This window comes from Psychroflexus sp. S27, assembly GCF_002810405.1.
GTDB lineage: Bacteria > Bacteroidota > Bacteroidia > Flavobacteriales > Flavobacteriaceae > Psychroflexus > Psychroflexus halocasei_A.
This window is the reverse complement of sequence record NZ_NEXQ01000007.1, coordinates 19,349-40,735: the sequence shown is the minus strand read 5'-3', so window position 1 is coordinate 40,735 and position 21,387 is coordinate 19,349. Positions and strand designations below refer to the sequence as shown.

Genomic DNA, 21,387 nt, shown 5'->3' with positions numbered 1-21,387 from the left:
AAAATCAAATATTCTACTAAAAGTTCACCTAACGCTAAAGCCATGTCTAAATTTATTTTTTTAATCGTTTTTAGTTTTTTATTGATGAGTTGTCAAGAAAAGGAAAATAAAAACGAAACAGTACAAACAGAAAAAAAAGAAGTCAACACTGCTTATATGAGAACAAATGGTGACTCGACTTCTACATATGCTGAAGTGATTCATTTTTATAAAAACTTAGCAGAAAATCATGAAAACATTACACTAACTGAACACTACAAAACTGATTATGGAACACCTTTACATCTTGTTGAATATGCTTCAGAATCTGCAAGTCTCAATAGTTTAAACATCTTAATTAACAACGGTATTCACCCTGGTGAACCTGGTGGAATTGATGCCTCAATGTTATTTTTTAAAGATTTAGCTGAAGGTAAAATCAAGCTGAAGGAGAATATAAAAATTTATAGTATTCCTGTTTACAATGTTGGCGGTGCACATGATAGAAATTCGACTTGGCGAACCAATCAAAATGGACCATCTGAATATGGTTTTAGAGGCAACGCCAAAAACTATGATTTGAATAGAGATTTCATCAAGTCTGACTCAAAAAACAGTAAAGCTTTTTTTGAAATTTATCACAAGGTCAAACCGCACATTTTTATCGACACGCATGCGACAAATGGTGCTGATTATCCTTACGTTTTAACACATATTTTCACACAACAAAACCAGTTAGGTGGAGAATTAAGTCAATACATGACAGATCGATTTATCCCTGAAGTGAAAGATTCATTACAATCAAATAATTGGGATTCTACACCTTATGTCAATGTCTTCAATCGCCCACCAGATGGAGGTTTTAATCAGTTTTTAGATTCGCCAAGATATTCAACTGGTTACAGTTCTTTATGGAACAGTATCGGTTTAGTTATCGAAACACATATGCTCAAAAGTTACAAAAAACGTGTAGAAGGAACTCATGCATTTCTTCAAGCGATGGCAAAGATAAGTGCGAAAGATGCTAAAGAAATTAAGGAAAAGAAAGAGAATAATCATCAATACTTCCAAAATTTAGATTACTACCCTATTCAATATGAGTTAGACAGCACGAGTTATCAAATTTTAAATTTTAAAGCTTTTCAAGTTGACACTTTAAAAAGTGAAGTCACGGGTTTTGACAGAATAAAGTACAACCGTGATTCAACCTATACGGTGGATGTTAAATATCATAATAAATATATTGCAACAGATTCAATTCAAGTCCCTAAATCTTATATCATTCCTCAACAATGGGAAAAAATAATAGAACTTCTAAAATGGAATTCTGTGACATATCATCGTCTGGACAAAGATTCTATTATGGAAGTTGATTACTATAGAATTACAGATTTTAAAACAAATCAATCTCCATTCGAAGGTCATTATCTTCATTCAAATACAAAGGTTAAAACCTTCAAATCGAAACAAGAATTTAGAGAAGGTGATATTGTTGTTAAAACTGATCAAAGAGCAATCAGATATATTCTTGAGACATTAGAGCCAGAAGCGATTGACTCATACTTCAACTGGAATTTCTTTGATAGCGTTTTACAACAAAAAGAGCATTTTTCAACTTATATTTTTGAAGATATGGCTGTTGAACTTATAGAAAACAATCCAGACCTAAAAAAGAAATTTGATGAGAAGAAAAAAGCTGACAAAGAATTTTCTAAAAACTGGTATGCACAATTAAGTTGGGTTCATAAACAATCAAAACATTATGAGGATGCGCACTTAAAATATCCAATTTATAGACTTATGAAGTAACCTCTTCTTCAAAAAAATCATCAGGAAAAAGCAAACGAATGTTTTCATAAGATTTCTTAAGAGCTTTCTTTGCTTTTTTCTTATTTTTCCACTTAACCTTCGTTATTCCCTCATCTTCTTGAGGTATTAAATCACCTGCGTAATCTGTTGTCATCGCAAACCAATGCGTCTCTTTAAGCTTAAACTTTCCCTTTCTTTTTAAAATATGGTAAGTGACTTTAATAAGCTCGCCAATTTTCAAATTTTCTACACCAGTTTCTTCCTCCACTTCTCTAATTGAGGTTTCCTCTATTGTTTCGCCTTTTTCTGCTTTTCCTTTAGGCAAATCCCATTTTTTATTTCTGTAAATAAAAAGCATTTTACCATCGGGGTTTCTGACAAGACCTCCTCCTGCAACAATGACTTTTAATTTCTTCTTAAGGTGTTTTAAAAGTTTGTGCTCTTTTTTATGATATAGATGTAAATGTTCTATTTCACCTTTAGAAACTTTTTTAATTAAAGATTTAATTTTGGCCTTTTTTATAGAAATTGATGTGTATTTTGCACCTATATTTTTATCTGTAGATAAAATAATTGGGACGTCATTAATGAAAACTTTATACATTTGCAATTATGATTTTATGTGAAAGCACAGCTCAAAAAACAGCAGAACTTTTATTGCAAATTAATGCAATAAAATTAAACCCGCAAACACCATTTACTTGGGCAAGCGGTTGGAAATCTCCAATTTACTGTGATAATAGAATTATATTATCATATCCACAAATACGTAATTATATTGTTGCCGAACTTGCAAAACCAATTGAACAAATTTATGGCAAGCCAGATGTTATTGCTGGAGTTGCAACTGGAGCTATTGGCATTGGCGCATTAGTAGCGGATTATTTAGGTTTACCTTTTGTGTATGTAAGGCCTGAGCCAAAAAAACATGGCCGAAAAAATCAGATTGAAGGTCACTTAGATAGTCATCAAAATGTTGTTGTTATTGAAGATTTAATCAGTACAGGAAAAAGCAGTTTAAATGCTGTTAAGGCTTTAAAATCTGAGGCTGGTGCAAACGTTAAAGGAATGATGGCAGTTTTTAGTTATGGTTTTGACGTTTCTAAAGAAAATTTCGAAAAAGAACATCTCGACCTCCACACGCTTGGAAGTTATGACACGCTGCTTGAAGAAGCTTACAAGACAAATTACCTCAATAAAGAAGAATTAAAGTTATTAAGAACATGGCGAGAAGATCCCGCCAATTGGAATAATTAAAAATAAATATGAATTTAGAAAGCCCAAAAGCAAAGGTTTCAAAATCACAAAAAGAAGTTTTTGAATTTTTAAAAAATGTAGAAAACTTTGAAAAAATAATGCCTGAAAGCATTGAAAAATTTGAAACATTAGAGGATGAAAGTTTTATTTTTCAACTCAAAGGAATGCCAGTTATTAAATTAAGATTACAAGAGACTAAAGAATTTAATGAAATTATTTTAGGCTCAACTAGTGAAAAATTACAATTTACTTTAACTGGTTTAATCGAAGAAATCTCAGAAAACGAATCTGAAGTTCAGCTTGTTTTTGCAGGTGAGTTTAATGCAATGATGGGAATGATGATCAAAAATCCGATCAACAAATTCATCACGACATTGAGTGAGAAAATCAGCAAGTTATAATTTTATTTGGGCGATTTCTTATGAAGATTGCCCAAATATTTTTCTCATCGCTCTTCCTTTTAACTCACATTCTTCATATTCTTTTTCGATAACCGATTTTGATGTTAAAGCACCGCCAACCATGTAAGATAAATATTGATTATCTACATTATAAAGTAAACTTCGGATAACCACATTAAAGTCAAAATCAAAATCTGGCGTGATGTAACCCACGGAACCACTGTAAAGCCCGCGTTTTGTTGTTTCATATTTTTCAGCCAGTTCCATGGCTTTATATTTTGGTGCACCCGTCATGCTACCCATAGGAAAACTTGCTTTGAGAATATCGCTCAACTTCAGGTTATCACTCACTTCACAGGTAATTGTTGAAATCATTTGGTGAACTTGTTCAAAACTATATATTTCACATAATTCTTGAACTGTGACACTTTTCCTTTTAGCGATTTTAGATAAGTCATTTCTCACAAGATCAACAATCATAATGTTTTCAGCTCTTTCTTTAGGATCGTTTTGGAGCTTAATTTTAATTTCATGATCAGTATTTGGATCTAAATCTCTTCTAGCCGTTCCTTTTATTGGTTGGCTGATTAACGTACTTCCTGATTTTGAAATGTATCTTTCTGGACTTGCAGAAATAACGTAATGAGAATCAAGTTTAGAAAAAACCGAAAAAGGCGCTTTTGATATTTCTCGTAAACTCTTATAAGCTTGTAAACAATCAAAAGAAATATCATTGGCATAAAACTCTTGACAAAAGTTGACTTCATAGATATCTCCTCTTTGTATGTGATTCAGCAATTGGGAAGCATTTTCAAAATACTCTTTTTTTGACATGCGATTGATAAAATCTACTTTTGGAAGAGAAGATTCTTCAACCAAAGTTTTATTGATGTCATTAAAATCCTTCTCCACATCTTGAATATCATCATTCAAATAATGAAATGAAAGCAAGTTATTTTTTAGACATAAAAGTTTTCTAGGTTGGATAAACTTTAATAGAGGAAATTTAAGGTCATCTGAATTTTGAGATTTTAGATTTTCTATAGAATTCTTAACATCGTAACTGATGTAAGTCAACAGCCAATCATTTGTTTTTTGGTGATAATGATCTAATTGATTAAAGTCAACTTGGCCTTGAAATATTAATGAAGAAAGCTCTCCAATACCAATAATACAATCATATTGGTGATGTATGGTTCCCATTTGTTGACCTTCTAAAATAGTAAAACTAGAAGATTGGGAAACCCAATGAAAAAGCTTTTCCTTAAAATCAGAAGTATCTGTTATTTTGCGTTGAATATGTTGCCTCAAAAGAAATATTTTAAAAACTCCGAAGATATTAAAATATTTAATTGAGTTGCTTCAATAAATTCCTATTGGATATAAATTAATGAAGCTTCCAATTCAGGCTTGCTTTGACATAAAGCGCGGGTGAATCTTTTTAATTCATCCAGCTCATCTGGCTTAAGAAGTTCAACGGCTTTGGCCAATTCTTTAGCAAATAATTGAGCATCAAAACTAACCTTTTTCAAGATTTCTTTTGTGTAATCTAGCATACTTGTTTGCATAATGTTTAAAGCTTGGTGAAGTAGTTTTGATCAATAAGCAAATAGTTTTAAACTTTAAATATAGCTTTAATAAACATCAATTTTTACTAAATAAATGTTAATAAAAATTAACTTCTTAATTCTTAACTTTCAAAGTCCATTCAAATTTAAAAGTTGATACAACTTCATTATTTTCATTTTTACCAACAGATTCTAACCAAATCTTTTGCCCCTCACCTGTTGAAGTACACTTTTCTATAACGGCTTCAATTTCATGACCTTGTTGACAAGTAAAATGAATTCTTCCTGTTGCTTTTTTAGTGAATTCAGAAGTATTTTGTGCGACCAACATCGATATTTTTTTATCAGATTTCTGAATTGCTTGCATCACTAAAACCCCTGTCACAAGCTCAGCTGCCATCGCCTGAACAGCAAAATACATACTTTTAAATGGGTTTTGGTTAATCCAACGATGCTTTACCGAGGAAACAGCATGTTTACCTGATAATTCTTTTAATCTCACACCTGAAAACCAAGCATTTGGAAGTTTCAAAAACAGGAATAAATTGAGTTTTGATGGACTGAGTTTCATTTTTCAATTTTTATAAAAATACAGATTTATACAGACTAAAAGTCACAATGATAAATTATTTAAAAAGTTAAAATAAAGTTAATAAATACTACTTTGTAATACATAGTAGCTTGTAAAGGTTTTATATTTGCCAATCATAACGAAAGTTCTGTCAGATGAAAATAGAAAACACAAAAGCACAGATGCGAAAAGGAATTTTGGAGTATTGCATTTTATCAGTGCTCTCAAAAAATGACGCATACGTTGCAGAAATATTAAAAAACCTAAAAGATGCACGCTTAATTGTTGTTGAAGGAACTATTTATCCTCTTTTAACTCGATTAAAAAATGCAGAATTACTCACCTACCGTTGGGAAGAATCCACTGGTGGACCTCCAAGAAAATATTATCAAATCACTCCTCAAGGTCTTTCTTTCTTAAACGAATTAGGCCAAACATGGGAAGATCTAAAATTTGCAGTTACTAAAATTACCCATTCAAAAACCTCGAATGATGAATAAAACAATCAATATCAGTTTAGGCAATATTTACTTTTACGTGGACGAATTCGCTTTTCAAAAATTGAGTCGCTACTTAAAAGAAATCGAATCATATCTCGCCAACGAAGAAAGTCGTGATGAAATCATCAATGACATTGAATCTCGAATTGCCGAAATTTTTAACGACTTTAGAGTAGATGCAACTCAAGTGATCAGCATGCATCATGTTGATGAGATGATCAAGATTATGGGAAATCCTGAAGATTACCAAGTCGAAGATGACTATGAACCTTATTCTAAAAGAAAATCAACCCGAAGCTTATACAGAGATATTGACAACTCTACTATCGCTGGTGTTTGCGCTGGTTTGGCACATTACTTTAGTATCAGCCCAATCTGGTCACGTATTTTATTCATCATTCTAGCCATTTCAACTTTAGGTACAACTGTTTTGGTTTATATCATTCTTTGGATTTTGATTCCTCCTGCTGTAACAACTGCAGAAAAGCTTGCGATGAAAGGTGAAGAAATTAATATTTCAAACATCGAAAAAAAGGTGAAGGAAAACTATGAAAAGTTTACGCAAAAATTTGGAGATATTGATTATGAAAAATATAAAGAGCAAACACAAAAAGGTGCTCAAAAAGCTGGACAAGGTTTTCTAAATTTCACATCTCAAGTGCTTGATGTCACTCTTAAAATTTTAGGATTCATCTTTACTTTAATCGGAGGATTAACTTTATTTGGGTTGGTTGTTGCTTTATTGAGCTACACTTCCGTTAGTTTATTTGAGGATTTTAATGTTTTTGATTTCCCTCATACTGAAATGGGCGTACCACATTGTTTTTTTGCAAGTGTTATTTTTATTTTAAGTGTAATTCCAATGTTTTACTTATTGATTTTAGGTTTAAAATTGATGATCAAAAATTTAAAAAGTTTAGGAAAAGCTTTTCACATTATCATTTTAACTTTATGGTTTGCCTCTTTGATTACGATTATCTTTTTGAGCATCAGAAAGTCGTTTCATCAACCTGAAAATTATGAGTTTGTCAAAATTGAAAAAACAAATATGACGGCTCAAGATACGATCTCAATTAAAATGATTGAAAATTTTAGATATAATGAAAATTCAATCAGATCCCGTCATCTTAAGTTGACTTACGATGCAAATGATCAAGAGATTGCAACTGGATCAATGATTTTGTTAGACTTTAAAAGTAGTCAACAAGATCAAGTATCAATTCGATTAGAAACAAACGTTAAAGCTAATGATAGAAAAACTGCAAAAGAAATTAACGATCAATTGAAATATCAATTTCAAACATTAGATGAGAACATTGATTTATCTAACTTTTACACAATTGCATCAAAGTATGAAGAAGCGCGCATTAAATTAAAAATCAGTCTTATTTTACCGGAAGGAATTTATCTTAAGGTGAATGAAAACACAACAGAATTTTTAAGCAAGCATTACTCTGTTAATAATCTTGAAATTAATCACAAAAATGAATTATTGAAATTAGAGAAGTCAACTTTAGAATGTTTATCTTGTTCTGATGAAGCTATTGAACCAAAAAAAGAGTCTGAAAAATCTCAAAATAAAAAAGTTTTAGATTCAATCAATTAAACCCATAACCTAAAATATCTTAATCATGATTCAAATTTTAAAGTATGTTTTATACGCAGTTCTTGCCTTCAGTTTTTTTAGCTGTCAAACTGTTTCAAAAATAACAGGTAACGAAAAAATAGATGGCGCAGGTCCTGTTATTTCAAAGGAAATAGCGATTAATCAGCTCGAAGAAATTGATATCAGCAATTCTTGGGAAGTCAAATTGATTAAAAGCTCTACAAGTAAAATTGTTATCAAAACTCATCAGAATATTATTGATTTAAGCGAAATCACAACTGATAAAAATATGTTTAAGATTAGCTTTCAAGAACAAATAGGAAAAGTTGATCAAAAAACAATTGAGATTTACTATACACAGCATCTTGAGTCCATTGACTTAAGTGCAACTGCAAATTTAAGTGCTGATGATGAAGTGAGTCTAGATCAATTAGACATCGATCTTTCTAGCGCTTCAAAACTCAAACTTAAAGTCAGAACAAAATCTTTGAGTATAGAGACTTCATCTAGTTCTACTGCTGACTTACAAATACAAAGTAACAAATTGGAAATTGATGCTTCTAGCGGTTCAAGAGTAACAGCTAAAATAAATGGAAAATCAATTACAGCTGAAGCTTCAAGCGGTTCAAGTATAAAATTAAATGGTTCAGCAACTACATTAAAATCATCAACTTCAAGCGGATCAGAAATTAATGCAGCTGACTTGAATGTTAAGAAGATAATTGCCTCAGCTTCATCTGGATCGAGTCAAAAACTTTTTCCTTTAAAGAGTTTAGACGCTAAAGCCAGTAGTGGAAGCTCTATTAAATATTTGAACACACCTGATCAAATCAAGATTTCAAAGTCCTCTGGAGGTAGCGTAAAATCTCAATAATAAAGCATAAAAAAGCCGATTTAAAAAATTAAATCGGCTTTAAAATTTATTTATAAATTGTTTTAAGCATGTTGTAAATCATGCTTACCTTCTTTAATTTCTTCAATTAATTTTGCGTTAAAGGCTTTTAAATCTTTAGGTGTTCGGCTTGTTACAAGTGCTTCATCAACAACAACCTCTTTATCTACCCATAACGCACCAGCATTTTCTAAATCCTTTCTAATTGAAGCATAAGATGTCATCGTTCTTCCTTTAACCACATCTGCATTGATGAGTGTCCATGGTCCATGACAAATAGCTGCAACTGGCTTGCTTTGTTTAAAGAAATCTCTGATAAACATTAAAACATCTTCATTAATTCTTAAGATATCAGGATTGATAACACCACCAGGTAACATTAGTGCATTATATTGTTTTGCATTAACATTATCAATTGTTTTATCAACTTTGTAAGAGGTAGACCAATTTCCGTCACTCCAACTTTTAATTTCACCAGATTTTATACTAACGATATCAACTTTAAAACCTTCATCTTCCATCGCTTTTTTAGGTGAACTCAATTCACTTTCTTCAAATCCATCTGTCGCTAAAATTGCTATTCTCTTTTCCATTATATAAGTTTTTAAAATTAAAATTTGATTTACCCCTAATATAAAAAGATATCAGTGATTTTATTTTAATTAAATGATAAAGAGTCAGTTACTTAAGTTAATAAATCTTAATTTGAGATATTCTTAATCAATTCTCTGGAAGAACTTTACCGGTTAGTTTTAAAGCGACATTAGGCTGAGACGCGTCAGAGTGAATACTGATTGTCTTTCGAATAGGTCCAGCAATTGATGTGTCATATTTGACAACAATCTTTGACTTTTCGCCAGGTTGAATTGCTTTTGTAGGCTTATATACAATTTTGCAATCACCTGTAATTGTGATATGTTTAATTTCAACTTCGCGATTCCCTGTATTTTCAAAACGGTAAGTTGCCAAAGTATCTTTATTAAATGGAATTTCTCCTAATGAGATGCTTTTGGTTTCAAAACTTAACTCACCAAGATCTTGTGCTTGTATAAATGCCGAAGAACCCAATAAAATAAATGCGTAGAGTAATTGTTTTTTCATCATTGGAAATTTATATAAAAATACAAAAATTCCGTTCTAAACAAAAATCAAATAATCTTACTGCTAAAAGGCTTTAAGATTAATCAGGTATTCTCTATTTTTGGCTTTCATAAAATTGAATATAAAATTTCCATGAGTTTGACATATAATCCCAAAGAAACAGAAGAAAAATGGTATAAATATTGGCTGAGCCAAGGTTATTTCCATTCAGAACCAGATGAGCGCGAATCTTACACTATTGTTATTCCTCCGCCTAATGTTACAGGAATTCTGCACATGGGTCACATGATGAATAATACAATACAAGATGTTTTGATTCGTCGAGCGCGTTTAAAAGGGTATAATGCTTGTTGGGTGCCGGGGACAGACCACGCTTCAATTGCCACTGAAGCAAAAGTGGTAGCGAAATTAAAATCTGAAGGGAAATCTAAAAATGATTTAACCAGAGAAGAGTTTCTTAAACATGCTTGGGATTGGACAGAAGAATATGGAGGCCGAATTTTAAATCAATTACAAAAGCTTGGCGCTTCATGTGATTGGGATCGTACAAAATTCACTTTAGACGATGACATGTATGAGTCTGTCATTGACACTTTCATCGATTTACACGAGAAAGGTTTAATCTACAGAGGTTTCAGAATGGTTAATTGGGATCCTGAAGCCAAAACAACACTTTCTGATGAGGAAGTTGTTTATGAAGAAAAGCAAGGTTTACTTTATTATGTTAACTATCAAGTAAAAGATTCTGATGAAAAAATAACGATTGCAACAACGCGTCCTGAAACAATTTTTGGAGATACAGCAATTTGTATCAACCCAGAAGATGAGCGTTTCAGTCATTTAAAAGGCAAAGAAGTGATTGTGCCAATCGTCAACAGAACAATTCCAATTATTGAAGATACTTATGTCGACATGGAATTTGGGACGGGTTGTTTAAAAATCACACCTGCTCATGATGAAAACGATAAAGTATTAGGCGACAAACATAACTTAGAAATTATTGATATTTTCAATGAAGATGCAACGCTAAATCATCACGGATTAGACTACAAAGGACTTGACCGTTTTGAAGCTCGCAAACAATTTGTGAAAGCCCTTAAAGAAAACAATTTCCTTGAGAAAACTGAAAATTACACTAATAAAGTTGGTTTATCTGAAAGAACTAAAGCAGTGATTGAACCAAGATTATCGGATCAATGGTTCTTAAAAATGAAAGAGCTTGCTCAACCAGCTTTAAAATCGGTTTTAGAAACTAAAGAAATTAAACTCTATCCTTCTAAATTTGAAAACACTTATAAACACTGGCTTGAAAATGTAAGAGATTGGAATATCTCAAGACAATTGTGGTGGGGACATCGTATTCCTGCTTTCTATTACGGAGAAGGGAAAGACAAATTTGTTGTTGCAAAAACAAAAGAAGAAGCACTTGAAAAAGCTAAAATAGAAAGCGGTAACACTAATTTAAAAGTAGAAGACCTTCGTCAAGACGAAGATGTTCTTGACACTTGGTTTTCATCTTGGTTATGGCCAATGAGTGTTTTTGATGGCATCAGAAAACCTGATAATAAAGAATTTAACTATTACTATCCAACCAAGGACTTAGTCACTGGTCCAGATATTTTATTTTTCTGGGTTGCTAGAATGGTGATGGCTGGTTATGAATATACTGGTCAAAAACCTTTTGATAATATTTATTTGACTGGTTTAGTGAGAGATAAAAACAGACAGAAAATGTCTAAATCTCTTGGTAACTCTCCAGATGCACTTAATCTTATTGATCAATACAGTGCCGATGGTGTCCGTGTTGGACTATTATTGAGTAACGCCGCTGGAAACGATCTTCTGTTCGATGAATCACTTTGCCAGCAAGGAAAAGGCTTTAGCAATAAAATCTGGAACGCCTATAAATTGATTAATTCTTGGGAAGTTGATAAAGAAATTGATCAACCTCTCTCCTCTTCAATTGCTGTTCAGTGGTACTCAAATAAATTTCAGGAAGCTTTAAACCATATTGAAGATCATTTTGAAAAATACAGAATTTCTGATGCATTAATGACAAGTTACAAACTTGTTTGGGATGACTTCTGTTCTTGGTTTTTAGAAATGATTAAACCTGAGTATGGCAAACCCGTCGATCAACAAACAAGAGATCAAGCCATTAAATTATTTGAAGATAATTTGAGAATTCTACATCCTTTTATGCCTTTTATCACTGAAGAGTTGTGGCATCAAATCGATGACAGAACAGGAAGCGAGGCCTTGATTGTTTCTCAATGGCCTAAATCAAAACAAATTGATCATAAAGTGATTAAAGAGTTTTCTTTCGTTCAAGATGTTATTTCTGGTATCAGAAATATCCGAAAGCAAAAAAACATCGCTTTTAAGAATCCAATTGATTTACATGTTCATAATAACGAAAACGCTAGTAAAGCCTATGATGTTCTCATTAAAAAAATGGGAAATATCAATGATTTAGACTATGTTCAAAGTCAAGTTGATGGATGTTTAAGCTTTAGAGTTAAAGCCAATGAATACTTCATTCCTGTTGCGGGCTCAATTGATGTTGAAGCTGAAAAAAAGAAACTGAATGAAGAACTGAATTACTTACAAGGTTTCTTAAAATCAGTTGATAAAAAACTTTCTAACACAAGGTTTGTTGAAAATGCACCAGAGAAAGTTATCAATATAGAGAAACAAAAGAAAGCTGACGCAGAGGCTAAAATCTTGACAATTAATAAAAGTTTGGAAAGTTTATAAACTTTAAACCAAATCTAGAAATTCAGAAGCCAAAAGGATGTAATGCTTTTTGGCTTCTTTTCTATTTAAATGTCTGACTTGAAATAAGGCGTTTGCCTTAAAAGCATTGACTAATTCATCTCCACTAACTGGTACATTTGTAATACGAATCGTATGATTTTCAAGTGTTGCTTGCTTATAATAAGAGTAAAACAATAACAATGTGTCTTGCTTAAAAACATAAGTGGTTTCACTCACCATTTTGTAAGCTTTCTGAAATAAATCTTCAAGAGATTTATCGTTTAAGGAATCTAAGTCTAAAGACATAAAAAACGATTTATAATTCTGCAATAAGGCTCTCAGCTCCTTTCATCTTGTCACCTATTTTTACTTTAACATCGGTTTGCAAAGGTAGATAAACATCAACACGTGATCCAAATTTAATAAATCCACTATCATGTCCTTGCTTAGCTTCATGACCTTTTTCAGCATAGTTCACAATTCTTCTCGCAAGAGCACCTGCAATTTGTCTGAACATGATATCCTCAAATTTTCTAGTTTTCACCACAACAGTTGTTCTCTCATTAAGTTCACTAGATTTAGGATGCCAAGCGACAAGATATTTGCCAGGATGGTATTTGCTATAAACAATTTCTCCACTTACAGGATATCGCGTCACATGAACGTTGATAGGTGACATAAAGACAGAGATCAACAATCTTTTATCGTTGAAAAACTCAGGTTCAAAAACTTCCTCAATTGCAACAACTTTACCATCAACAGGAGAGACAATGGCATGTTCATCATGCTTGCCACCTCTTTTAGGATTTCTAAAAAATTGTGCAACTAGAATAAATAAAATTAAACAAGCTCCGAAAATACTATAACGTACAATTTCATTTGTAACAAAACTGTTAGTTAATAAAATGATAAGGATAAAACCAATCAATGAACCTAAAAGGATCTTTTGCCCTTCTTTATGAAACATAATCTACAATTATTAAAAATAAATAAACAAAGGTACTCGAAAAAAGCATACTATCCATTCGATCAAAAATTCCACCGTGACCTGGCATAATCGTACCACTATCTTTGACATCTGCACGACGTTTAAATTTTGATTGAACAAGATCACCAAGTGTTCCAAAAATTGAAACGATAATAGACATGACAATCCATGTGTAAAGGTTTAAAATCCCAAAATAGTGTTCTAAAACAAAAGCTGAAACAACAGAGAAAACTAGACCACCTATAAAACCTTCAATGGTTTTCTTTGGTGAAATACTTTCAAACAGCTTATTTTTCCCGAAGTTTTTACCGATTAAGTAAGCAAAAGAATCATTACACCATATCATGATAAACATTCCTATTAAAATCTGAGGTTTGTAATCTCCGTTAAAAACAGGTATCAGCGTAATAAAAATTATAGAAGGCACAAGATAAAACAAGGTAATCAAATGTTTTTTACTTGTAAAAAGATTAATCGTATTAGATTTATAAAGGTCTCTTAAAAGAAAGAATTTGACTATTAATGTGATAGCCATTAAAGTTATAATAATCGCTTGATTATACTCAACGCTGTTGAACAAGACAAGGAGAATAATTAAAACAAAATAAGATAGGTAATTTTTAAAATCGAGTAGTTCTTGCAGCTCTTTTAAGCAAATTAAACCAACTAAAGCAAAAAATGCAATAAAGGCATAATGATTAAAAAAAGCTGTGGAAACAATAACAGCGACATATAAAATTCCTGTAATGGAACGCTTAATTAGTTCATTCATTGACTACAAATCTTCTAGCAGCAGCAAATATAAGTTTTTCGTTGTACTTCCGTAGCTTAAAAAATCAGATTGATTTTTATTTTCGAAAGTTTTTAAAGTAGTAATATTACTCGGAATGCTATTTTTATATTTAGATTTCATTTGTTGTAAACCTTCACCAATCGTTTCTAAAAGTTCACTTGTCTTAGCAACAACAATAAAATCATACGGGATATCTTCTAGTTTTTTATCACCAATTTGTTTTGAACTGATCAAAATTGCCCCGGTGTTTCCTATCAAATATTCACAATTGGTGATAAAAAATTGAGCGCCTTTAGGCTGATTCGTAAAACGAATATTATGCGCTTCGAATTTTTTAGCTGTTTCAGGACAGTAGTAATATGCTAACTTTTCTTCCCAATGATTTTCTTTCAAAATATCATTAAAAGCTTGCTGAAGTTCATCTTCGTTCTCGCAATAAATAAATTTGCCTCCATTATCTCTAAAATTATGCACAAATAATTCATCTATAGGATGATTAGGTTCAGGCATAAATTTACCTCTCTCCTCTTCCTCAGATTCTTTTTTACTTTCTAAACCAAAAATTTTTTTGATAAAGTTCATAGAGTTCTCGTGTAATGGGGCTTCTTCACGAAAATATAAAAAAAATCTTGACTTGATAATTAATATCAGTCAAGATTTTTTAATCAAAGCTCAAATAATGATACTTTAAGTTTTTATTATGAATTCGATCTCTCTTCAGAGCTTTTATCTGAACTTGATGTCGGTGAAGGAACTTCCTTCTCTACATCTTTCGGTTCAGCAACTTTTGGTTTATCAGTTTCTTTTTCCTCTTTTGGCTCGCTCAAATTTCGTGTTGCCATCTCTGGCTTTTCAAATGGACGTTTACCAAAAATAGACTCTAAATCATCTTTAAAGATAACTTCTTTATCTAATAATTTTTCTGCAAGTTCAATGAGTTTATCCTTGTTTTCTTCAAGGAGATCAATTGCTCTTTGATATTGCGTTTCAATTATATTCGAAATTTCTTTGTCTATAATTTCAGAAGTCTTCTCAGAATAAGGCTTTGTAAAACTATATTCCTGTCCTGAAGAATCATAGTAAGTCAAGTTACCTACTTTTTCGTTTAAACCGTAAATAGTAACCATAGCTTTTGCTTGTTTAGTCACTTTTTCTAGGTCACTTAAAGCTCCTGTTGAAATTTTGTCAAAAATAACTTTTTCAGCTGCGCGTCCACCCATCGCGGCACACATCTCATCGAGCATTTGCTCTGTACGAACAATAAGTCGCTCTTCTGGCAAATACCAAGCAGCTCCTAGAGATTGACCTCTTGGAACGATTGTTACTTTAACTAATGGAGCTGCATGCTCAAGCATCCAACTCACAGTCGCATGACCAGCTTCATGAAAGGCAATCGCCTTTTTCTCATCAAGCGTCATGATTTTATTTTTCTTCTCTAAACCACCGATAATTCTATCAACAGCATCTAAGAAATCTTGACGACCAACTGCTTTATGACCTTTTCTTGCAGCAACTAAAGCTGCTTCATTACAAGCATTGGCAATATCAGCTCCTGAAAAACCAGGTGTCTGTTTTGCTAAAAAGTCAGTATCCAGTTCATCAGCTACTTTTTTGAGTGGTCTTAAGTGTACTTCAAAAATTTCTTTTCTTTCGTTTAGGTCAGGTAGGTCAACATAAATCTGTCTATCAAATCGACCTGCCCTCATTAAAGCCTTGTCTAAAACATCAGCTCTGTTAGTTGCGGCAAGAACAATGACGTTTGTATTAGTGCCAAATCCATCCATTTCTGTCAGAAGTTGGTTCAGTGTATTTTCTCGCTCATCATTAGAGCCTGACATATTATTTTTACCTCTTGAGCGACCAATCGCATCAATTTCATCAATAAAAATAATAGAAGGTGATTTGTCTTTTGCTTGTTTAAAAAGGTCTCTCACTCTAGAAGCTCCGACACCAACAAACATCTCAACGAAATCTGATCCTGATAAGGAGAAAAACGGAACATTAGCTTCGCCAGCAACTGCCTTAGCTAACAAAGTTTTACCAGTCCCTGGAGGACCAACAAGTAAAGCCCCTTTAGGTATTTTACCTCCTAAACTCGTGTACTTCTCAGGCGTTTTAAGAAAGTCAACAATTTCTTGAACTTCTTCTTTTGCACCTTCTAGACCAGCGACATCTTTAAAGGATGTTTTGATGTCTTTTTTCTCATCAAAAAGTTTGGCCTTTGATTTTCCGATGTTGAACAGTTGGCCACCGCCACCGCCAGCACCGCCGCCACTCATACGCTTCATAATGAATATCCAAATTCCTATGATTAATATAAATGGTAACAATCCGATTAAAATATCACTCCAGAAATTTGTTCTTGTATCAAAAACAACTTTTGTACTCTGGTTACTTTCTTTCTTTACAGTCTCAATTGTATTTTCGAAATTTTGTAAATCCCCAAACTCAAATGTGTAGTTTGGTGCTTCTTGCCCAGGAAAAACATTTTGTCCTACAGACTTTTCATGAACTGCCTTCGCTTTAGCTTCATCAGTTAAATAAACTTCTGCAATACGAGAATTTTTGATGATAACAACTTTATCAACATCTCCATTAGCTAAAAACTCTTCAAATTCAGCTGGACTTGTTTTAGCTGCTTCTGAAAAACTTGAACCTCCAAAAAATTGAACACCTAAGAAAATTAGAATAATTCCTATGTAAATCCAATATGAATTAAATTTTGGCTTTTTCGGGTTTCCCTTTGGAGAGCCATTTGTATTTTTAGTTTGTTTTTTCATATAAAGAAATAACTATATTTTTTAATAATTTGTTTCAATCTGGGTGATTTTAGCATCTCCCCAAAGATTTTCGATATCGTAATATTCTCTCGTTTGACGCTGAAAGATGTGAACGACAACATGAACGTAGTCCATTAAAACCCATTGAGAGTTTTCCTGACCTTCAACATGCCAAGGCTTGTCTTTAAGCGCTCGACTTACTTTTTTCTGAATAGAATTTGTGATAGCGTCAACCTGTGTGTTTGAAGTTCCAGAACAGACGATGAAATAGTCACAAACAGTGTTTTCAATCTCTCTTAAATCTATAATGCTGATATCTTGACCTTTTAAATCTTCAATTCCAGCTATGATGTTAGTTATTAATAAATCTGTATTATTATTCAATGCTTGCTATATTTTTTAATTTTGTGAGCAAAAATAACCTTTTTAAATGTTTTATAATCCCTGTTAACAAAAGATTATTTAACTTAATTTATTTCAATGAAAATAATCAAAATCAATGCCACTGAATCAACCAATTTGTATTTGAAATCGCATAGTAAATCTACAAATGATAAAGGCATTACGGCTGTTCAGACTTTATGTCAAACTCAAGGGCGAGGACAAATGGGAACTTCTTGGCAAGCTGAAGACAACAAGAACCTCATCACCAGCTACTTACTACCAAATATCGACTTAGAACCAAAGGACAATTTTAAGATGAGCATACTCGTCTCTTTAGCTCTTAAAAAATGTTTAGAAAGTTTAGAAGTTCCTGACATAAAAATAAAATGGCCAAACGACATCTTGTCATGTCAAAAGAAAATCGCTGGCATACTTATCGAAAATACTTTCATAGGTCAAAAAATATCGAGTAGCATTATAGGTATCGGATTGAATCTTAATCAAAAATCCTTTGACAATTTACCTCAAGCCTCTTCCCTATCATTAATTTGCCAGAAAGAATTTGATATTGATGAAGTTTTTCAGCGCTTAAATGCAGAAATTGAAGTTCTTTATAAAAAACTTATTCAGAAAGATTTTGAAGGCTCTTTATATGAATACTACAATAGCCTTTATGGTTATCAAGAAGAACAAATTTTTGAATTTAAAAATGGTCAACAAAAGAAAGGAATGATTACTTCAATTAAAAATAACGGTTTTTTAAATGTAAAATTTAATGATAATACTTCTCAATCATTTGATTTAAAGGAAATCAAACAGGTTTATTAAAAAAAGCTGTGCTAAAATTTGACTTTCAACACAGCTTTAATATCAACTTGACGTTGCTAAATTAATTTTGTATGTACTTCTGGTAAATTGGCATGACTTCCATTGAAAATTCTTGACCAATAGCCATAGATTTTTTCATGATTTCAGATTGACCATCTAGTAATTTCTTTCCAAGTTCTGAGTCATAAAATTTCAAGATTCCTTTGATGTCTTTATGAGAAAACTCTTCCATATACACTTTAGAAAATTTTTGATACATATTCTCTAAAACCGGTTGAATTTCCTTTTTAAATTCTTCACGTTTTGTCTCTTCCAAAGTGCTATAAATTGGCTCTAATGCAACTTCAACAGAATTGTTTGACAATTTTACAAGTTCGATAGCATCTTTCTCGTATTCAGTTTTTTGATCTTGAGCAAAAGCAATGCTCGCGACCATTAAAAATAAAATCAAAGTGATTTTTTTCATAAGATATTTATAAAGTGAATAATGGTTTATTAGTCATCATAGTGTGAACTTTTTCTTTCACAACTTTTAAATGTTTTTCATCAGAGTAATTCATCAACACATCATCAATTAAATCAACAATTGGCGACATATCTTCTTCTTTCAACCCACGCGTTGTTATTGCTGGCGTACCAATACGAATACCTGAAGTCACAAAAGGTGATTCTGTATCAAAAGGCACCATGTTTTTGTTGACAGTTATTCCTGCTTCGTTTAAAGCATTTTCTGCATCTTTACCTGTGATATTTTTATTTCTCAGATCGATTAGCATCATGTGATTGTCTGTTCCTCCAGAAATAACGCCGTAATCTTTTTCAAAAAAGAGTTCAGCCATTTTCTTAGCATTTTTGACAACTTGCTTTTGGTAAGTTGAAAAATCATCAGTTAAAGCTTCTCCAAAAGCCACAGCTTTAGCTGCAATAATATGTTCTAAAGGTCCGCCTTGATTTCCAGGAAAAACACTACTATCTAAAATTGTTGACATTTTCTTGAGTTTACCACTTTTGAATTTTTGCCCAAAAGGATTCTCAAAATTTTCACCCATCAATATGATGCCACCTCTAGGACCTCTAATGGTTTTGTGCGTCGTTGAAGTCACAATATGACAATGTTTAATAGGGCTTTGCAGTAAACCTTTAGCAATTAAACCAGCTGGATGAGCCATATCCGCCACTAAAAGCGCATCGACTTCATCAGCGATAGATCTAAAAATTTTATAATCTATTTCTCTAGAATACGCTGAAGCACCTGCAATGATTAATTTTGGTTTTTCTCTTTTAGCAACTTCACGTACGTGATCATAATCGATTCTTCCAGTTTCTTTATCAACACCATAAAAAACAGGATTATAAAGTTTTCCTGAGAAGTTAACTGGCGAGCCATGCGTTAAATGTCCACCGTGAGACAAATCAAAGCCTAGAATTTTATCACCAGGGTTTAAACATGCTGAAAAAACAGCAGTATTTGCCTGAGAACCTGAATGTGGCTGAACATTCGCGTAAGCTGCACCAAAAAGTTCTTTTAAGCGATCAATTGCTAAATTTTCAACTTTATCAACAACCTCACAACCGCCATAATAACGTTTGTTCGGGTAGCCTTCAGCATATTTATTTGTTAACACTGATCCTGCAGCAGCTAAAACATCATCTGATACAAAATTTTCACTTGCAATGAGCTCAAGCCCATTTTGCTGACGTAGACGTTCATCCTCTATAAGATTGAAGATTTCTTTATCTTTCATAATTATATAAACATTAATTTATTCCAAAAATAGTAAAATCATTCTCTTAATTAACAGAAAAGGATATATTTGAAAAAACTTAACTGAATAGTAATCATTAAAAATCTATCAATATGTCATTAGAAGCGAATAATCCAAATCGGGAAACTTGGTTAGATATACCAGAAAACACTGATTTTCCAATTCAGAATATTCCATTTGGCGTTTTTTTAACCAGAGACGATATTATTACAATAGGAATAGGAACAAGAATCGGTGATTATGCCATCGACTTAGGCGCATTACATCAATTAGGCTATTTTGAAGGTATTCCTTTAACTGACGATATCTTTTTACAAGACACATTAAATGATTTCATTGCTGACGGAAGAAAAACATGGCGCAGTGTCAGAAATAGAATTGCTGAGATTTTTGATAAAAATAATGACAAATTAAAAAATAACGAAAAAGATAGAAAAACAATTCTTTTTACACTTGACGAAATTGAAATGCAAATGCCAGTAGAAGTTGGTGACTACACTGATTTTTACTCAAGTAAAGAGCACGCAACCAACATCGGAAAAATGTTTAGAGATCCTGACAATGCTTTACTTCCAAACTGGATGCATATCCCGGTTGGATATCACGGCAGAAGCTCTTCTATCGTTCCTAGCGGAATTCCGTTGCATAGACCACAAGGTCAAAAACTTCCAAAAGGAGCTGACACACCAATATTTGGTCCATCAAGACGTTTAGATTTTGAGTTAGAAATGGCTTTTATTACAACAGCTGCAAATCACTTAGGCGAACCTATCAAAATTGAGGAAGCTGAAGAATATATTTTCGGAATGGTGATTTTTAATGACTGGAGTGCAAGAGATATTCAAAAATGGGAATATGTGCCTTTAGGCCCTTTTCTAGGGAAAAGTTTTGGCTCGTCTATTTCACCATGGATTGTTACCTTAGATGCGCTTGAACCTTTTAAAACAGAAGGCCCAAAACCTGAAAAAGAACTTTTACCATACTTACGTACAACAGGAAAAAAGAGTTATGACATCGACCTTCAAGTTGCTTTAAAACCTGAAAAATCTGAGGAAACGGTTATTTCAAATTCCAATTTCAAATATATGTATTGGAATATGTGTCAACAATTGGCACACCACACAGTCAATGGTTGCCCTGTTAACAGTGGTGACATGATGGCGAGTGGAACAATTTCAGGCCCAACACCAGATTCTTATGGATCGATGCTAGAATTAAGTTGGGGAGGAACAAAACCTCTAAAATTAAATAATGGTGAAGAACGTAAATTCATAGAAGACAATGATACCGTCATCATGCGAGCACATTGTAAAAATCATGAAGTCAGAATTGGTTTTGGAGAAGTTTCTTCTAAAATATTGCCAGTTTTTAAAGACTAAATAAAAAACATTTTTTTTCCTAAATCGC

The 21,387-nt window shown here is 32.5% G+C and carries 23 protein-coding genes; 9 read left to right on the top strand and 14 right to left on the bottom strand.

The window, feature by feature from the left end:
* Window positions 1-42 precede the first annotated feature (42 nt).
* Entirely contained in the window at window positions 43-1,788 is a 1,746-nt protein-coding gene (locus tag CAP47_RS00860) for a M14 family metallopeptidase (RefSeq protein ID WP_100775018.1), read from the top strand.
* Here the strand turns inward: CAP47_RS00860 and CAP47_RS00855 are convergent.
* Window positions 1,778-2,392, bottom strand: a complete 615-nt coding sequence (locus tag CAP47_RS00855; protein WP_100774988.1) for an NUDIX hydrolase — start codon at window positions 2,390-2,392, stop codon at window positions 1,778-1,780. The two genes, CAP47_RS00860 and CAP47_RS00855, sit on opposite strands and share 11 nt — an antisense overlap.
* A gap of 8 nt (window positions 2,393-2,400) precedes the next feature.
* On the opposite strand from CAP47_RS00855, the gene pyrE reads away from it, so the two are divergent.
* Entirely contained in the window at window positions 2,401-3,045 is a 645-nt protein-coding gene (gene pyrE, locus CAP47_RS00850; RefSeq protein ID WP_100774987.1) for an orotate phosphoribosyltransferase, read from the top strand.
* Between the two features lie 8 nt (window positions 3,046-3,053).
* Window positions 3,054-3,446 (top strand): orotate phosphoribosyltransferase, encoded by a 393-nt coding sequence (locus CAP47_RS00845; protein ID WP_100774986.1) that lies wholly within the window; start codon window positions 3,054-3,056, stop codon window positions 3,444-3,446.
* Window positions 3,447-3,464: 18 nt separating this feature from the next.
* Here the strand turns inward: CAP47_RS00845 and CAP47_RS00840 are convergent, their stop codons facing one another.
* The 3 genes from CAP47_RS00840 to CAP47_RS00830 all read right to left on the bottom strand — a co-directional run bounded on the left by CAP47_RS00840 (window position 3,465) and on the right by CAP47_RS00830 (window position 5,585).
* A complete protein-coding gene (locus CAP47_RS00840) occupies window positions 3,465-4,757 on the bottom strand; it encodes an anthranilate synthase component I family protein (RefSeq protein WP_100774985.1) in 1,293 nt (430 codons plus the stop codon).
* Between the two features lie 62 nt (window positions 4,758-4,819).
* Entirely contained in the window at window positions 4,820-5,014 is a 195-nt protein-coding gene (locus tag CAP47_RS00835) for a hypothetical protein (protein WP_100774984.1), read from the bottom strand.
* Window positions 5,015-5,129: 115 nt separating this feature from the next.
* Window positions 5,130-5,585 carry a DUF4442 domain-containing protein gene (locus tag CAP47_RS00830; RefSeq protein WP_100774983.1) on the bottom strand — a complete coding sequence of 152 codons (456 nt, stop codon included), beginning with the start codon at window positions 5,583-5,585 and terminating at the stop codon, window positions 5,130-5,132.
* 155 nt (window positions 5,586-5,740) lie between these two features.
* On the opposite strand from CAP47_RS00830, the gene CAP47_RS00825 reads away from it, so the two are divergent.
* The 3 genes from CAP47_RS00825 to CAP47_RS00815 are packed head-to-tail and all read left to right on the top strand — an operon-like array spanning window position 5,741 to window position 8,565.
* The gene (locus CAP47_RS00825; protein WP_100774982.1) at window positions 5,741-6,085 is read left to right on the top strand and encodes a PadR family transcriptional regulator; all 345 of its coding nucleotides are present in this window, start codon (window positions 5,741-5,743) and stop codon (window positions 6,083-6,085) included.
* On the top strand, window positions 6,078-7,691 hold the full coding sequence (locus tag CAP47_RS00820) for a PspC domain-containing protein (RefSeq protein WP_192869873.1): 1,614 nt from the start codon (window positions 6,078-6,080) through the stop codon (window positions 7,689-7,691). Before CAP47_RS00825 ends, CAP47_RS00820 begins: the two co-directional genes overlap by 8 nt.
* 25 nt (window positions 7,692-7,716) lie before the next feature.
* Window positions 7,717-8,565, top strand: a complete 849-nt coding sequence (locus CAP47_RS00815; RefSeq protein WP_100774980.1) for a GIN domain-containing protein — start codon at window positions 7,717-7,719, stop codon at window positions 8,563-8,565.
* Window positions 8,566-8,627: 62 nt separating this feature from the next.
* On the opposite strand, the gene CAP47_RS00810 is transcribed toward CAP47_RS00815, so the two are convergent.
* A complete protein-coding gene (locus tag CAP47_RS00810) occupies window positions 8,628-9,176 on the bottom strand; it encodes a type 1 glutamine amidotransferase domain-containing protein (protein ID WP_100774979.1) in 549 nt (182 codons plus the stop codon).
* Window positions 9,177-9,303: 127 nt separating this feature from the next.
* Window positions 9,304-9,684: a DUF1573 domain-containing protein gene (locus CAP47_RS00805; protein WP_192869872.1), complete on the bottom strand. Its 381-nt coding sequence runs from the start codon at window positions 9,682-9,684 to the stop codon at window positions 9,304-9,306.
* Between the two features lie 126 nt (window positions 9,685-9,810).
* Between CAP47_RS00805 and CAP47_RS00800 the strand changes: the two genes are divergently transcribed.
* Complete coding sequence (locus tag CAP47_RS00800; protein ID WP_100774977.1) at window positions 9,811-12,441, top strand: valine--tRNA ligase; 2,631 nt, start codon at window positions 9,811-9,813, stop codon at window positions 12,439-12,441.
* A 3-nt stretch (window positions 12,442-12,444) separates the two neighbouring features.
* On the opposite strand, the gene CAP47_RS00795 is transcribed toward CAP47_RS00800, so the two are convergent.
* From CAP47_RS00795 to rsfS, 6 genes are all read right to left on the bottom strand, one after another.
* Window positions 12,445-12,747, bottom strand: a complete 303-nt coding sequence (locus CAP47_RS00795) for an acyl-CoA-binding protein (protein WP_100774976.1) — start codon at window positions 12,745-12,747, stop codon at window positions 12,445-12,447.
* Between the two features lie 10 nt (window positions 12,748-12,757).
* Window positions 12,758-13,408, bottom strand: coding sequence for a phosphatidylserine decarboxylase family protein (locus CAP47_RS00790; protein WP_100774975.1), 651 nt, complete (start codon window positions 13,406-13,408; stop codon window positions 12,758-12,760).
* Window positions 13,398-14,201: a phosphatidate cytidylyltransferase gene (locus tag CAP47_RS00785; RefSeq protein ID WP_100774974.1), complete on the bottom strand. Its 804-nt coding sequence runs from the start codon at window positions 14,199-14,201 to the stop codon at window positions 13,398-13,400. Before CAP47_RS00785 ends, CAP47_RS00790 begins: the two co-directional genes overlap by 11 nt.
* Before the next feature lie 3 nt (window positions 14,202-14,204).
* Window positions 14,205-14,804: an LUD domain-containing protein gene (locus tag CAP47_RS00780; RefSeq protein WP_100774973.1), complete on the bottom strand. Its 600-nt coding sequence runs from the start codon at window positions 14,802-14,804 to the stop codon at window positions 14,205-14,207.
* 116 nt (window positions 14,805-14,920) lie between these two features.
* A complete protein-coding gene (gene ftsH, locus CAP47_RS00775; RefSeq protein WP_100774972.1) occupies window positions 14,921-17,002 on the bottom strand; it encodes an ATP-dependent zinc metalloprotease FtsH in 2,082 nt (693 codons plus the stop codon).
* 21 nt (window positions 17,003-17,023) lie between these two features.
* On the bottom strand, window positions 17,024-17,386 hold the full coding sequence (gene rsfS, locus CAP47_RS00770; RefSeq protein ID WP_100774971.1) for a ribosome silencing factor: 363 nt from the start codon (window positions 17,384-17,386) through the stop codon (window positions 17,024-17,026).
* Between the two features lie 96 nt (window positions 17,387-17,482).
* Here rsfS and CAP47_RS00765 point away from each other — a divergent pair, with 96 nt between their 5' ends.
* On the top strand, window positions 17,483-18,214 hold the full coding sequence (locus CAP47_RS00765) for a biotin--[acetyl-CoA-carboxylase] ligase (RefSeq protein ID WP_100774970.1): 732 nt from the start codon (window positions 17,483-17,485) through the stop codon (window positions 18,212-18,214).
* Window positions 18,215-18,275: 61 nt separating this feature from the next.
* On the opposite strand, the gene CAP47_RS00760 is transcribed toward CAP47_RS00765, so the two are convergent.
* Window positions 18,276-18,680, bottom strand: a complete 405-nt coding sequence (locus tag CAP47_RS00760) for a DUF2059 domain-containing protein (protein ID WP_100774969.1) — start codon at window positions 18,678-18,680, stop codon at window positions 18,276-18,278.
* A 7-nt stretch (window positions 18,681-18,687) separates the two neighbouring features.
* The gene (gene glyA / locus CAP47_RS00755) at window positions 18,688-19,959 is read right to left on the bottom strand and encodes a serine hydroxymethyltransferase (protein WP_100774968.1); all 1,272 of its coding nucleotides are present in this window, start codon (window positions 19,957-19,959) and stop codon (window positions 18,688-18,690) included.
* 113 nt (window positions 19,960-20,072) lie between these two features.
* Here glyA and fahA point away from each other — a divergent pair, with 113 nt between their 5' ends.
* A complete protein-coding gene (gene fahA, locus CAP47_RS00750) occupies window positions 20,073-21,359 on the top strand; it encodes a fumarylacetoacetase (RefSeq protein WP_100774967.1) in 1,287 nt (428 codons plus the stop codon).
* The last annotated feature ends 28 nt before the right edge of the window (window positions 21,360-21,387 follow it).

What these genes read in the sequence shown, in the direction of transcription:
- CAP47_RS00855 (WP_100774988.1), bottom strand. Translation starts at nt 2,392, where the DNA reads ATGTATAAAGTTTTCATTAATGACGTCCCAATTATTTTATCTACAGAT.
- CAP47_RS00795 (WP_100774976.1), bottom strand. Translation starts at nt 12,747, where the DNA reads ATGTCTTTAGACTTAGATTCCTTAAACGATAAATCTCTTGAAGATTTA.
- CAP47_RS00810 (WP_100774979.1), bottom strand. Translation starts at nt 9,176, where the DNA reads ATGGAAAAGAGAATAGCAATTTTAGCGACAGATGGATTTGAAGAAAGT.
- fahA (WP_100774967.1), top strand. Translation starts at nt 20,073, where the DNA reads ATGTCATTAGAAGCGAATAATCCAAATCGGGAAACTTGGTTAGATATA.
- CAP47_RS00835 (WP_100774984.1), bottom strand. Translation starts at nt 5,014, where the DNA reads ATGCAAACAAGTATGCTAGATTACACAAAAGAAATCTTGAAAAAGGTT.
- CAP47_RS00845 (WP_100774986.1), top strand. Translation starts at nt 3,054, where the DNA reads ATGAATTTAGAAAGCCCAAAAGCAAAGGTTTCAAAATCACAAAAAGAA.
- CAP47_RS00765 (WP_100774970.1), top strand. Translation starts at nt 17,483, where the DNA reads ATGAAAATAATCAAAATCAATGCCACTGAATCAACCAATTTGTATTTG.
- CAP47_RS00780 (WP_100774973.1), bottom strand. Translation starts at nt 14,804, where the DNA reads ATGAACTTTATCAAAAAAATTTTTGGTTTAGAAAGTAAAAAAGAATCT.
- CAP47_RS00830 (WP_100774983.1), bottom strand. Translation starts at nt 5,585, where the DNA reads ATGAAACTCAGTCCATCAAAACTCAATTTATTCCTGTTTTTGAAACTT.
- CAP47_RS00785 (WP_100774974.1), bottom strand. Translation starts at nt 14,201, where the DNA reads ATGAATGAACTAATTAAGCGTTCCATTACAGGAATTTTATATGTCGCT.
- glyA (WP_100774968.1), bottom strand. Translation starts at nt 19,959, where the DNA reads ATGAAAGATAAAGAAATCTTCAATCTTATAGAGGATGAACGTCTACGT.
- CAP47_RS00815 (WP_100774980.1), top strand. Translation starts at nt 7,717, where the DNA reads ATGATTCAAATTTTAAAGTATGTTTTATACGCAGTTCTTGCCTTCAGT.
- CAP47_RS00825 (WP_100774982.1), top strand. Translation starts at nt 5,741, where the DNA reads ATGAAAATAGAAAACACAAAAGCACAGATGCGAAAAGGAATTTTGGAG.
- CAP47_RS00805 (WP_192869872.1), bottom strand. Translation starts at nt 9,684, where the DNA reads ATGAAAAAACAATTACTCTACGCATTTATTTTATTGGGTTCTTCGGCA.
- pyrE (WP_100774987.1), top strand. Translation starts at nt 2,401, where the DNA reads ATGATTTTATGTGAAAGCACAGCTCAAAAAACAGCAGAACTTTTATTG.
- CAP47_RS00790 (WP_100774975.1), bottom strand. Translation starts at nt 13,408, where the DNA reads ATGTTTCATAAAGAAGGGCAAAAGATCCTTTTAGGTTCATTGATTGGT.
- CAP47_RS00820 (WP_192869873.1), top strand. Translation starts at nt 6,078, where the DNA reads ATGAATAAAACAATCAATATCAGTTTAGGCAATATTTACTTTTACGTG.
- CAP47_RS00860 (WP_100775018.1), top strand. Translation starts at nt 43, where the DNA reads ATGTCTAAATTTATTTTTTTAATCGTTTTTAGTTTTTTATTGATGAGT.
- ftsH (WP_100774972.1), bottom strand. Translation starts at nt 17,002, where the DNA reads ATGAAAAAACAAACTAAAAATACAAATGGCTCTCCAAAGGGAAACCCG.
- CAP47_RS00760 (WP_100774969.1), bottom strand. Translation starts at nt 18,680, where the DNA reads ATGAAAAAAATCACTTTGATTTTATTTTTAATGGTCGCGAGCATTGCT.